The sequence below is a fragment of the Janibacter cremeus genome (assembly GCF_029395675.1).
Taxonomy (GTDB): domain Bacteria; phylum Actinomycetota; class Actinomycetes; order Actinomycetales; family Dermatophilaceae; genus Janibacter; species Janibacter cremeus_A.
Genome location: NZ_CP115184.1, coordinates 2,325,576 through 2,337,852, shown reverse-complemented (window position 1 = coordinate 2,337,852; position 12,277 = coordinate 2,325,576). Strand labels below are relative to the sequence as shown.

Annotated in this window: 10 protein-coding genes and 1 pseudogene; 8 read left to right on the top strand and 3 right to left on the bottom strand. The window is 71.8% G+C overall.

Annotated elements, in window-relative coordinates; genetic code table 11:
* Window positions 1–876: a nuclease-related domain-containing protein gene (locus tag O9K63_RS11035; protein WP_277237812.1), complete on the bottom strand. Its 876-nt coding sequence runs from the start codon at window positions 874–876 to the stop codon at window positions 1–3.
* A gap of 234 nt (window positions 877–1,110) precedes the next feature.
* Between O9K63_RS11035 and O9K63_RS11030 the strand changes: the two genes are divergently transcribed.
* The 6 genes and pseudogenes from O9K63_RS11030 (at window position 1,111) to O9K63_RS16865 (ending at window position 7,178) form a co-directional block, all read left to right on the top strand.
* Window positions 1,111–2,694 (top strand): flavin-containing monooxygenase, encoded by a 1,584-nt coding sequence (locus O9K63_RS11030; RefSeq protein WP_277237810.1) that lies wholly within the window; start codon window positions 1,111–1,113, stop codon window positions 2,692–2,694.
* Complete coding sequence (locus O9K63_RS11025) at window positions 2,691–3,542, top strand: SDR family NAD(P)-dependent oxidoreductase (protein WP_277237808.1); 852 nt, start codon at window positions 2,691–2,693, stop codon at window positions 3,540–3,542. The genes O9K63_RS11030 and O9K63_RS11025 overlap by 4 nt, the downstream gene beginning before the upstream one ends.
* A 43-nt stretch (window positions 3,543–3,585) precedes the next feature.
* Window positions 3,586–4,593, top strand: coding sequence for an NAD(P)H-dependent flavin oxidoreductase (locus O9K63_RS11020; RefSeq protein WP_277237806.1), 1,008 nt, complete (start codon window positions 3,586–3,588; stop codon window positions 4,591–4,593).
* Window positions 4,594–4,797: 204 nt separating this feature from the next.
* Window positions 4,798–5,631: an aldo/keto reductase gene (locus tag O9K63_RS11015; RefSeq protein ID WP_277237804.1), complete on the top strand. Its 834-nt coding sequence runs from the start codon at window positions 4,798–4,800 to the stop codon at window positions 5,629–5,631.
* A gap of 53 nt (window positions 5,632–5,684) precedes the next feature.
* Window positions 5,685–6,758: pseudogene (locus tag O9K63_RS11010) on the top strand (class I adenylate-forming enzyme family protein); the annotation flags it as partial.
* Entirely contained in the window at window positions 6,756–7,178 is a 423-nt protein-coding gene (locus tag O9K63_RS16865; protein WP_431190392.1) for an AMP-binding enzyme, read from the top strand. The pseudogene O9K63_RS11010 and the gene O9K63_RS16865, both read left to right, overlap by 3 nt.
* A 59-nt stretch (window positions 7,179–7,237) precedes the next feature.
* Here the strand turns inward: O9K63_RS16865 and O9K63_RS11005 are convergent, their stop codons facing one another.
* Window positions 7,238–8,737, bottom strand: a complete 1,500-nt coding sequence (locus O9K63_RS11005; RefSeq protein WP_277237801.1) for a cytochrome P450 — start codon at window positions 8,735–8,737, stop codon at window positions 7,238–7,240.
* A gap of 114 nt (window positions 8,738–8,851) precedes the next feature.
* Between O9K63_RS11005 and O9K63_RS11000 the strand changes: the two genes are divergently transcribed.
* Window positions 8,852–9,145, top strand: a complete 294-nt coding sequence (locus O9K63_RS11000) for a hypothetical protein (RefSeq protein ID WP_277237799.1) — start codon at window positions 8,852–8,854, stop codon at window positions 9,143–9,145.
* Between the two features lie 77 nt (window positions 9,146–9,222).
* On the opposite strand, the gene O9K63_RS10995 is transcribed toward O9K63_RS11000, so the two are convergent.
* Window positions 9,223–11,334 carry an NAD(+) synthase gene (locus O9K63_RS10995; RefSeq protein ID WP_277237797.1) on the bottom strand — a complete coding sequence of 704 codons (2,112 nt, stop codon included), beginning with the start codon at window positions 11,332–11,334 and terminating at the stop codon, window positions 9,223–9,225.
* Window positions 11,335–11,516: 182 nt separating this feature from the next.
* On the opposite strand from O9K63_RS10995, the gene O9K63_RS10990 reads away from it, so the two are divergent.
* Window positions 11,517–12,263, top strand: coding sequence for an N-acetyltransferase (locus O9K63_RS10990; RefSeq protein WP_277237795.1), 747 nt, complete (start codon window positions 11,517–11,519; stop codon window positions 12,261–12,263).
* The last annotated feature ends 14 nt before the right edge of the window (window positions 12,264–12,277 follow it).

The window sequence follows — 12,277 nt, the reverse complement described above, 5'->3', positions numbered from 1 at the left end:
TCAGGCGGGCGGAAAATGGCCGGCCACGAGGTCGCGGACCGCGGCCACATCCAGCACGCCCTCCTGCTCGGTCAGACGGTGTGCCAGTCGCTTCGGCCACAGCACGTGTACTCCGCGGGTACTGAACGACCCACCGATCAGCGGCCAGTCCGCCTCGATGAAGCACAGTGCGCCGGTGACCGGGACGCCCTCCCCGAGCAGGTCCTGGACGAGGCCGACCTGCTTGAGCACGCCGTCCACGAGCGGCGTGCGGTCACGACGTCCGATGAGGAGCTTCTCCACCCGGGGTCGCAGGATGCCGCCTTCGACCCTCAGCTCTGGTCGAGCTCCCTTGTAGCGCTTGGCATCGATCACCCAGACGCCGGCGGAGGTGACGGCGATGTGGTCGATGTTGGCCCTCGTCCTCGGGATGCGGCGGTCGTGCATGACCGCGACACGGTCCCGGGCCAGCGAATCGAGCCGGTGGCCGAGCAGCTCTTCACCCACGGCGCCGCTGGCCCATGCCTTCGTCTCCTGCCTCTCATCCGCGAGAGCGACTGCGATGCCTCCCAGGCGGCCCCACTTGCGGCGGATCTGCTCCTCGTCCTTGACTCTGCGCCGTTCGTACTCACGTCGAGCCGATGACCCCGCGACACCGGCGCCGGGCTGCTCGGTCGGTATCGAAGGGTTTGCCGCGGTGACGGCCTCCGTGTTCGGGTCGGGCGGGTCGATCGTCACGGGACAGTCGACACAGCGCACGGTCTTCGTGGCACGCTCGTAAACAGCGTCGGCCTTCGCCGGCAGTTCCGTCCCACACCGACTGCACGTCCCTGCGTAGCGCAGCCTCATCCGCTTCACCGCCAGCGGCTCGCTCTCGTCCGCGACGTTCCCACTCATGGCAGTTCTCCCCCTTCGTCGACCCAGCACTCCACCCCCACGACGGGACCGGGCGCGAGCCAGTGGGCGACAACCTAGTGGTTCACGCGGACATCGCTCCGGCCCGAGGAGCAGGCGTGCGCCCATCACTCCACCTTTCGTCGACTCCGTCTCGGGGTCGATGGGGGCGAATGGCCTGCGTCGCTCCGACGGCGTATGTTACTCGTGAGAAACCCCGTCGAAGAGAGGTCGAGGATGACCACAGAGCCCCGGACCCGCGAGCTGCCCGAGCGGGTCGACGTCCTCGTCGTCGGCGCCGGCCTGTCCGGGATCGGTGCAGCGCACCGCATCCGCGAGGCCAACCCCGACATCGAGCTCGCCCTCGTCGAGGCCCGCGGGGTGACCGGCGGGACGTGGGACCTCTTCCGGTACCCGGGGGTGCGCTCGGACTCGGACATGTTCACGCTGTCCTTCCCCTTCCGGCCGTGGACGGGTCGCAAGGCCATCGCCGACGGTGCGGACATCCTCGACTACATCCGCGAGACCGCCGAGGAGACCGGGGTCGCCGAGCTGGTCCACACCGGCTGCCGGGTCGCCGCCGCGACGTGGTCGAGCGAGGAGCAGGAGTGGACGGTCGACCTCGAGACCACCGACGGCCCGCGGCGGGTGCGCGCCGGCTTCGTCCACCTCGGCAGCGGGTACTACGACTACGAGCAGACGCACGACGCGGGCTTCGCGGGTGTCGAGGACTTCGCCGGGCAGGTGGTCCACCCACAGTTCTGGCCGCAGGATCTCGACCACACCGGCAAGCGGGTCGTCGTCATCGGCTCCGGCGCGACGGCCGTCACCGTCGTACCCGCGATGGCGGACACGGCCGCGCACGTGACGATGCTGCAGCGCACCCCGAGCTACGTCTTCGACCAGCCGTCGGTCGACCCCTTCGTCCAGCTGCTGCGACGACGTCTGGGCCCCAAGGCGGTGCAGTCCGCGACGCGCGTGAAGAACCTCGCCCTGCAGACCTTCCTCTACCAGCTCTCCCGGCGGAACCCGAAGGCAGCCAAGAAGATCGTCCAGGGCAACCTGCGCCGCTTCCTGCCCCAGGACGTCATCGACGAGCACTTCGACCCGCCGTACGACGTGTGGGACCAGCGCCTGTGCGCGGTGCCGGACGGCGACCTGTACGCGCAGATCCGCCGCGGCCGGGTGTCGGTCGTCACCGGGCACGTCGACCGATTCGTCCCCGAGGGCATCCGCCTCACCGACGGCCGGGTCGTCGAGGCCGACATCATCGTCACCGCGACCGGGCTGCTGATGAAGGCGCTCGGTGGGATCCACTTCGTCGTCGACGGGCAGGAGGTGCCGCTGGCCCGGCGCTTCGCCTACCGGGGCCTCATGCTCGCCGGCGTCCCCAACCTCACCATGACGGTCGGCTACGTCAACGCCTCGTGGACCCTGCGCGCGGACCTCGTGAGCCGCTACGTCGCCCGGCTCGTGCGGCACATGCGCGACCGGGGCCTCGGCGTGGCCGTCCCCGTCGCGCCCGATGGCATGACCGCCGGGCCGATCCTCGACCTCACGTCCGGCTACGTGCAGCGGGTGATCTCCCAGTTCCCCAAGGTCGGTGACCGGGTGCCGTGGACCATGCCGCAGAACTACCTCAAGGACAAGATCGCCTTCCGTCGCGCGGACGTCACGCGGGACATGCACTTCGTGCCGACCGGGGCGAAGGGGGCCCGGCTGCCCGTCGGCGCGGAGGCACCGGAGGAGCTGCCCCTGCCGGGCAGCTCGAGCAACGAGGACGCCTCCCCGGGCGACCGCGTGCCGGAGCCGGTCCGATGAAGCGGCCGGAGCTGGCCGTCCTCGGCGGGACCGCGGTCGTCACCGGCGCCGCCGGCGGCATGGGTGAGCACCTGGCGAAGGGCGTCGCCCGCCGGGGCGCGGACGTGGTCGTCATCGACCGCGACGAGACCGGTCTGCGCCGGGTGGTCGAGGAGATCGGCCGCGAGACCCCGGGCGCGACCGTGACGAGCCACGTCGTCGACCTCGCCGACCGGCCCGCGGCCGACGCGGTCATCGCCCGGGTGCGCGACGAGCACCCCGGTGTGACGATGCTCTTCAACAACGCCGGCGTCGCCCTCGGGGGTCGCTTCGACGAGGTGGGCGCCGACGACTTCGACTGGCTGCTCGAGATCAACCTGCACGTGCCGATCCGCTTCACCCGGGCGCTGCTGCCGCTGATGCTCGCGAACGGCCAGGGGCAGGTCGTCAACCTCTCCAGTCTCTTCGGGCTCGTCGGCCCGCCCGGCCAGACGGCGTACTCCACGAGCAAGTACGGGCTGCGCGGATTCAGCGAGTCACTGCGCTCGGAGCTGGAGGAGGAGGGCCACCCGGTCGGTGTCACCGTCGTCCACCCCGGCGGGATCCGGACCAACATCGCCGCCAATGCCCGCGTCGGAGCGGGGACGGATCCGGCGGAGGCCGCGCAGGGCAAGGCCGACTTCGCCAAGGTCCTGCGCTACCCGGCGGACAAGGCCGCCGAGGAGATCATCGAGGCCGCGGTGGCGCGGCGACCACGGGTGCTCATCGGCAACGACGCCAAGGGTCTCGACGTCCTCGCCCGCGTCACCCCCGGCCGGTACTGGTCACCCATGGGGCGGGCCATGGCCCTGGCGGCGAAGCGGAGCTGAACCCCCCTTCGAGTCGCGGGGCCGGGGCTGTGAAGATGACCCCATGACCATGCCTACGCAGCTCCAGGGGCGTCTGCGCCTGCCCGTGATCTCCGCGCCGATGTTCCTCGGCTCCGGTACCGACCTCGTCATCGGCGCCTGCCGTGCCGGTGTGCTCGGGACCTTCCCCGCGCTGAACCTGCGCACGACCGAGGAGTTCGACGCCTGGTTGACCGAGATCGAGACCGCGTTGGCGGTGCCCGGCGAGTCCGACACGTCCGCCCGGGAGCCCGCCCCGTACGGCGTGAACTTCATCGTCCACCGCACGAACAAGCGCCTCGAGGCCGACCTGGCGAAGATCGTCGAGCACGAGGTGCCGGTCGTCATCACCAGCCTCGGCGCGGCCAAGGACGTCGTCGACGCGGTCCACTCCTACGGCGGGCTCGTCTTCCACGACGTCACCAACGCGAAGTTCGCGACCAAGGCCGCCGAGGCCGGCGTCGACGGACTCATCCTCGTCACGGCCGGTGCCGGTGGGCACGCGGGCGGGATCAACCCCTTCGCCCTCCTCCACGAGGTGCGACGCGTCTGGGACGGACCGCTCATCCTCGGTGGCGGGCTGAGCACCGGTCGCGATGTCCTCGCGGCGCAGGCCGCCGGAGCGGACCTGGCGTACATGGGCACGCGGTTCCTCGCGACGACGGAGTCGATCGCCTCCGAGGAGTACCGCCAGATGCTCGTGCACTCCGGCGCCGAGGAGATCGTCTACACGCCCTCGATCAGCACCATCCCGGCGAACTTCCTGCGCCGCAGCATCATCGAGGCCGGCCTCGACCCGGACAACCTCCCCGCCCCGGACGCCGTCGACGTCTCGCACGTGACCAACCCGCACACCGAGGAGCCGCGCAGCACCAGCTCGACCGTCGCGCCCAAGGCGTGGCGTGACGTGTGGAGCGCCGGGCACTCCGTCGCCGGCATCACCGAGGTCCTCCCGGTGGCCCAGCTCGTCGACCAGCTCGAGGCGGAGTACCTCACGGCGAAGGGGGAGCTGCTCGCCCTCGTCGACGGCTGACTGTGGTTTCGCGGGTCGGCCGCGGGCGGCCTCCCACCTCAACCACCGGTGGGTGAGGCTGAGGGTGGTTTCGAGGGTCGGTCGCGGGCGGCCTCCCACCTTCACCACCGGTGGTTGAGGTGTGACGAGCTCCAGCGAGGAGCCTCGAAACCACCTCGCGGAACGCCCTCGGCGCAACCCGCTCTCGTCCCTTACGTTGGGGGTATGGCTGAGCTCCCCACTCGTACCCTCGGTGACGGCATCTCCGTCCCGGTCGTCGGATTCGGCACCTACCCCCTGCGCGGCGACGCCGGTGTGCGGGCCATGGTGTCCGCGCTCGAGGCCGGGTACCGCTTCCTCGACACGGCGGTGAACTACCGCAACGAGCGCGAGGTCGCCGAGGCCGTCCGGGCCAGCGGGGTCGAGCGGGGGGACGTCTTCATCCAGACGAAGATCCCCGGCCGTGACCACCGCAGCGCCCACCAGAGCCTGCGCACGACGCTGCAGGTGATGGACCTCGACTTCGTCGACAGCGCCCTGATCCACTGGCCCAACCCCTCGCAGGGCAACTTCGTGCGCGCGTGGGAGCGCCTCGTCGAGGCGAAGGAGGAGGGGCTCGTCCGCTCGATCGGCGTGAGCAACTTCAAGGCCCACCACCTTGACGCCATCATCGAGGCCACCGGCGTCACGCCCGCCTCGAACCAGATCGAGCTGCACCCCTTCTTCCCCCAGGCCGACCAGCGCGCCGACAACGAGCGGCGCGGCATCACCACCCAGTCGTGGGCGCCGATCGGTCGCGCGGGCGACCTGCTGACGGCCGAGCCGGTCGCGACCGCCGCGCGGGCCCACGGGGTCACGCCGGCCCAGGTCGTGCTGCGGTGGCACCTGCACCTGGACGCCCTCCCGCTGCCGAAGTCCGCGGACCCGCAGCGCCAGACGAGCAACCTCGAGGTGCTGGGCTTCGACCTCGCCGACGCGGAGGTCGAGGCGATCACCGCGCTCGGCCGCCCCGACGGCCGCCTCTTCGACGCGGACCCGGACACCCACGAGGAGATGTGAGCCGCTGGCCCGTCGAGCCGATCGAGGGAGAGGCGACTCCCGCCCCCTTCGGCATGTCGCAGTACTGCGTCGCCGACCCCGCGGAGCGCGCACCCGACCGGCCGGCTCTCGTCGTCGTCCACTCCGGCCCCGGCGACGACTCGACGTGGACCTTCGCGCAGGTCGACGACACCGTCCGTGCGGTCGCGGCCGGTCTGCTCGGGCTCGGCCTCGAGCGCGGTGACCGGGTGCTGCTGCGGATGGGCAACCGCGCGGAGTTCCCCTTCGTCTTCTTCGGGGCAGTCGCCGCCGGACTCGTCGCCGTCCCGACGAGCGCCCAGCTGACCGGCGAGGAGGCCGCCGCCCTCCTGACCGACAGCGGCGCGAAGGCGGTCGCCCTCGACGAGGACCTGCCGCTCACCGTGCCACCGCACGTCCCGACGGTCACCGCGCACACGATCGCCGAGTGGGTCGCCGGTGACGAGCGCGCCGAGCACGATGTCGGCCATCCCGACCGTGCCGCCTTCATCACCTACACCTCGGGCACCACCGGCAGGCCGAAGGGGGTCACCCACGCCCATCGCAGTGCGTGGGGGAGGCGCCCGATGTACCGCGGCTGGTACGGCCTGGCGGAGGGGGACGTCATGGTGCACGCGGGCGCGCTGAACTGGACGTACACCCTCGGCGTCGGCCTGACCGACCCCTGGGCGAATGCCGCCACGGCGGTCGTCCACGACGGCCCCCGCGACCGGCTGCTCTGGCCGCGGCTGGTCGAGGCCCACCGTGCGACGCACCTCGCCGCGGTGCCCGGTGTCTACCGGCACCTGCTGCGTCACGGCGATCCGGGGGAGTGGGACCTGTCCTCGCTCCGGGCGGCGCTCGTGGCCGGCGAGGCGCTCCCGTCGGCGCTGTGGCGGGAGTGGACCGAGCGGACCGGGGTGCCGCTGTACGAGTCGCTCGGGATGAGCGAGGTCTCGACCTTCGTCTCGAGCGGGCCGGACGTGCCGGTGCGGCCCGGCAGCCCCGGTCGCGCCCAGCCGGGCCGGCGCATCGCCGTGCTCGACCCGGACCGGATCGACGAGCCGACCCCGCTGCCCGAGGGCCGGGCAGGACGGCTGGCCGTGCACCGGGACGACCCCGGCGTGATGCTCGGGTACTGGCGCCGACCGGAGGAGAACCTCGAGGTGATGCGCGGCGAGTGGTTCGTCACCAACGACCTGGCCTCCCTCGACGCCGACGGGTACCTGACCTACCACGGGCGCTGCGACGACGTGATCACCGCGATGGGTTACCGGATCTCACCGGTGGAGGTCGAGGACGCACTCTCCGACGTCGAGGGTGTCGCCGAGGTCGCGGTCGCGCCCCTGGACGTCGGCGACGGCGTGACCCTCGTCTGCGCCTGGGTGGTGCCGACCGAGCCGCCGGCTGATGGGGCGACGGTCCGCGAGCGCGTGCTCACCCGGGCCGACGAGCAGCTGGCCGCCTACAAGCGGCCCCGCGAGGTGCGGGTCGTGGAGGCGCTGCCGCGCACCACCAACGGCAAGGTGATCCGGCGCGACCTGGGCTGAACCCGGGTGGAGGTGTACACGCGGACGAATGACCGGCGAGCCCACGTCCACCCCGCTCCTCAGCGCCGGACCAGCCCCACCCGGAAGCCCACGGGCATCAGCGTCAGCCGCTCGGTGATCGTCAGCTCGTAGTCGGGCTCGGGCACGAGGTCGAAGCGGTGGAGCAGCTTCGCCAGGACGATCACTGCCTCGTGGAGGGCGAACTGGCGGCCGATGCAGGCGCGCTCGCCGGTGCCGAAGGGCTTGTACGCGTGGGCGGGGCGGGCGCGGTTGTGCTCCGGCAGGAAGCGGTCGGGGTCGAACCGCTCCGGATCCGGCCACACGTCCGGGTCGCGGTGCAGCTGCGGGAGGAAGACGAGCACCGAGTCCTCCGGCGTCATCGTCAGGCCGCCGGGCACGCCGGCCGAGCCGTCCGCCCCGATGACCGTCGTCTCCCGCGGGGAGCGCGCGAAGCCGGGCGCCGTCGGCCACAGCCGCAGGGTCTCGTCGACCACGCGGCGCAGGTAGCGCAGCTTGGGCACCTGCTCGAAGGTCGGCGTCGCCGTCGGGTCCGTGCCCAGGACCTCGTCGAGCTCGGCGCGCACCCGGGCGAGCACCTCCGGCTCGCGGGTGAGGTGGTACAGCGCGAAGGAGAGGGTGCCGGAGGTGGTCTCGTGGCCGGCGACGAGGAGGGTGAGGATCTGGTGGCGCACGTTCCGCGCCTCGAGCATCGTCCCGTCCTCGTCGACGGGCACGTCCATCATCCGCCCGAGCAGGTCCTCGACGTGCTCACCGCTCGCCTCGCGCTCGGCGACGATCCGCCGCAGCAGGTCGTCGATGTAGCGGTGCCGGTCGAGCGCCCGGCGATCGCGCCGGCGCACGAGGCGCCGACCGACGAGCGGGATCGAGGCGAGGTCGGACCGGCCGGCTGCGTAGGACATGGAGGCGACGAACGTCGTGACGAAGGGGTCGACCTCCTCGGTCTCGAAGCTGCGGAAGGTGTGGCTGAAGGCCGCGCGCGCGATGGACTCGAGGGTGAGCTTGGTCAGCCAGGGGGAGACCTCGACGCTGCGCCCGGCGTCAGCGGCCTCGTCCCAGACGCCGATGAGCTCGTCGGTCGTCTCGACCATGACGTCGTGGTACCGGCGCATCGCCGGCTTGGCGAAGGTCGGGAGGAGCAGGTCGTGCGCGAGGCGCCAGTTCGGCTCGTCGGTGTGGGCGGTGAAGAGCCCGTCCTCGACGAACATCCGCAGGTCGTGCACGCCGGGGGCGAGGGTCTTGACGAAGCGCGTGTCGTCGCAGAGCTCACCGGCGAGGTCGACGCCGGCGACGAAGACGAACTTGCGGCCCAGGGCGAGCAGCTCGTAGATCGGTCCGAGGTCCCGCGCGAAGGTCAGCATGTTCTGCACCGGCTTCGTCGGGTCGTGGCCCTTGGCGAAGACGTCCCCGACGATGGGCCGGCGCCCCGGCAGGTGGGGGAAGGTGTGGTCGGCCCATCCCATCCCGGTGCCGGGCGGGTGCGTCCTGACGGTGTCCCGCGAGCCTGCGACGGCCCGTCGCAACCGGGGGGACACGGCCATCGGGGCCACCTTTCGTCAGATGTAGTGCGGTGCTTCACCGTAGCCGCGCAACGCCCTCCGGTCCATGGTGGCGGGCCGTGGCCCGGGGCGGCAGCGTCGTGGGATGATGGCGCCATGAGCAAGCACCCTCGCCTTCCGCGCCCCCCGAAGGACCGTCCGCACTCTGTCGAAGAGCTCGGCCACGCGCAGAACCCCGCTTGGTGGACCGTGATGACCCTCGGGATCCTGTCGGGCGGCATCGGGACCCTGGCCGTCCTGCTGCTGAGCGCCGTCCTGGGGATCATCGCCGCCGTCCTCGCCGTGCTGGCGATCGTCGCCGGCATCGTGATGACCAAGATGGGCAAGGGCAGCTACACCTTCGAGCGGGGCGACACGGCCGAGGGCAGCCCCTCGGTCGGCATCAAGTAGGCCCCCAGCACACGTACTCGTGACATGGCGGGTGGTGGTCGTCCCTCGGACGGTGACCACCCGCCCTCTCTCGTGCGTCAGGCCCGGGGGACCTCGTCCTCGATCTCGGCCAGCCAGCGGGCCCCGGAGACGTCGCTGGGCATCCGCCAGTCACCGCGCGGCGACAGCGACCCGCCGGGCAGGACCTTCGGGCCGTTCGGCAGCGCCGAGCGCTTGAACTGGTTGGCGAAGAAGCGCTCGACGAAGACGACGAGCCAGCGGCGGATCGTCGCGAGGTCGTACGCCCCGCGGTCCTCCTCGGGGACGGAGACGGGCCACGCCCCCTTCGCCGCATCGGACCACGCCTGCTCCGCGAGGAAGGCGATCTTGCTCGGCCGGTACCCGCGGCGCAGCACGTAGTAGAGCGTGAAGTCCTGCAGCGAGTAGGGGCCGATCTGGTCCTGGGTGGACTGCGGTCCCTCACCGGCCTGGCTGGGGACGAGCTCCGGGCTGATCTCGGTGCCGAGGACGGAGCGCAGCGTGTCGGAGACCTCCGGCAGCTGGTCGGAGTCGGCCACCCAGTGGACGAGCTGCTGCATGAGCGTCTTGGGCACGCCGCCGTTGACCCCGTAGTGGCTCATCTGGTCACCGACGCCGTAGGTGCACCAGCCCAGGGCCAGCTCCGACAGGTCACCGGTGCCCAGGACGATCCCGCCGCGCTGGTTGGCGAGGCGGAAGAGGTAGTCGGTGCGCAGGCCGGCCTGGACGTTCTCGAAGGTCACGTCGTAGACCTCGTCGTCGTGCTCCGCGTCCGGGTCGAGCCCGAAGGGGTGCCCCATCTCGCGCAGCATCTGCGTGGCGGCGGGCCGGATGTCGATCTCCTCCGAGGTGATGCCCAGCGTCTCCATCAGGTCGACCGCGTTGCTCTTGGTCCGGTCGCTCGTGCCGAAGCCGGGCATCGTGATGCCGATGATGTCGGTGCGCGGCCGCTCGAGGCGGTCCATGGCCTTGGCCGCGACGAGCAGGGCGTGGGTGGAGTCGAGGCCGCCGCTGACGCCGAGGATGATCTTCGGCTGCCAGCGGTCGCCGCCGATGGCGCGCAGCCGCTGCTCGAGGCCGGAGACCTGGATGTTGTACGCCTCGAAGCAGTCCTGGGCCAGTCGGGCCTCGTCGTCGGGGACGAAGGGGAAGCGGTCGACGTGCCGGCGCAGCCCGAGGTCGCCGGTCGGCGGGTCGAGCTCGAGGTGCACCTCCCGCCAGGGGTTGTCGGCGGTCGCGACGCCCAGGGCCACGCCGTTGTCGTCGAAGCTGCCCTGCCGCAGCCGCTCCTGCCGCAGCCGGTCGACGTCCACGTCGACGACGGTCGCTCGGGGACCGGACGGGAAGCGCTCGGACTCGCCGAGGAGGTCGCCCCCTTCGTAGACCATGGTCTGGCCGTCCCACGACAGGTCGGTGGTGGACTCGCCCTCGCTCGCGGCGGCGTAGAGGTAGGCGGCGTGGCACCGCACCGAGGCCGCACGCGCCATGAGGTGGCGGTCGTCGGCCCGGGCGACGGTGATGGGGGAGGCGGAGAGGTTGAGCAGGACGGTCGCGCCGGCGAGGGCGGCCTCCTGGCTCGGACCGACCGGCACCCACAGGTCCTCGCAGACCTCGGCGTGGACGACGAGGCCGGGCACGTCGTCGACGTGGACGAGGACGTCGGTGCCAAAGGGGACCCCGTCGAGCAGGTCGGCGTCCTCGCCCGTGGCAAAGGTCGGCCGGAACCACTCGTCGACCATCCCCGCGCCGGAGGCGAAGTGCCGCTTCTCGTAGAACTCGCGGTAGTTGGCGAGGTAGGACTTCGGGGCGATGCCGACGACCTCGCCGCGGTGGATGAGCACCGCGCAGTTGTACAGGCGGTTGCGGTGGCGAAGGGGGGCACCCACCGCGATCAGCGGCATCAGGTCGGCGGTGGCTCGGGTGAGGTGGACGAGGGCGGCCTCGACGTCACGCAGGAGCACGTCCTGGAGGTGGAGGTCGTCGATGGCGTACCCGCTCAGCCCAAGCTCGGGGAAGATCGCGACCGCAACGCCGTCGTCGTGGAGCTGCCGGACCTGCTCCAGCGTTGCCTCGGCATTGGCGAAGGGGTCGGCCATCCTCACCGGCAGCGTGCACGCGGCCACCCGCGCGAAGCCGTGGCGGTACAGGTTGCGGAAGTCGCGATCCGTCATGCGTTGACCCTACCCACGGCAGCGCACTTCATCCCGAGCTCGGCTACTCCGCTGGCTGAGGTGCGAGGCCGTCCGCGGTCACCCCACGCTGGCTGAGGTGCGAGGCCGTCCGCGGCCGCAGCCTCGAAGCCACTCGCCGAAAACCGTTGGCACGCCACGCCCCCTTCGCCTTGGATGTCCCCATGCAGACGTACTCGCTCGCCGAGCGTCCGGACCTCGTCGACGCCTTCTGGGCGATCCCGGGGGACTGGCCGCCGTTCATGCTCGAGGATCCGACCTCGCTCTTCGCGTACGACGTCGCGGTGGAGGCTTTCCCGCAGCTGCACCTGGTGGTCCTCGACGGCGACGAGCCCGTGGCGCGCCTGCACGCGGTGCCGCTCGAGGCGGACGTGGCGCACCTGCCGCCGCGTGGGTGGGACCACGCGATGCAGTACGCCGAGCGCATGGTGGCGAAGGGGGTCACCCCCGACCTGACGACCGTGAGCCTGATCGAGGCGCGGGTCGCGCCGAAGCGGCGTGGTCAGGGGCTGAGCGGGCCGTTGCTCTTCGAGGCGCGCCAACGCTTCGCCGAGCTCGGGACGCGTGACCTCGTCGGGCCGGTCCGGCCGACGCGCAAGGCACTCGAACCCCGCACTCCCGCAGACGAGTACGCCCGCCGCGTGCGCGAGGACGGGCTGCCCACCGACCCCTGGCTGCGGGTGCACGCGCGCCTCGGCGGCCGGATCATCGGCGTGGCGCCGTTGTCGATGGTCATCCCCGGCACGCTCGCGCAGTGGCGGGAGTGGACCGGGCTGCCCTTCGACGTGGATGGTTCGGTCGAGGTCGAAGGGGGCCTCTCCCCGGTGCACGTCGACGTCGCGGGCGACCACGCGGTCTACGTCGAACCGAACGTGTGGGTGCACCACGACCTGCGTCCGACCGCTCGCTGAGCGGACGTCCCCAC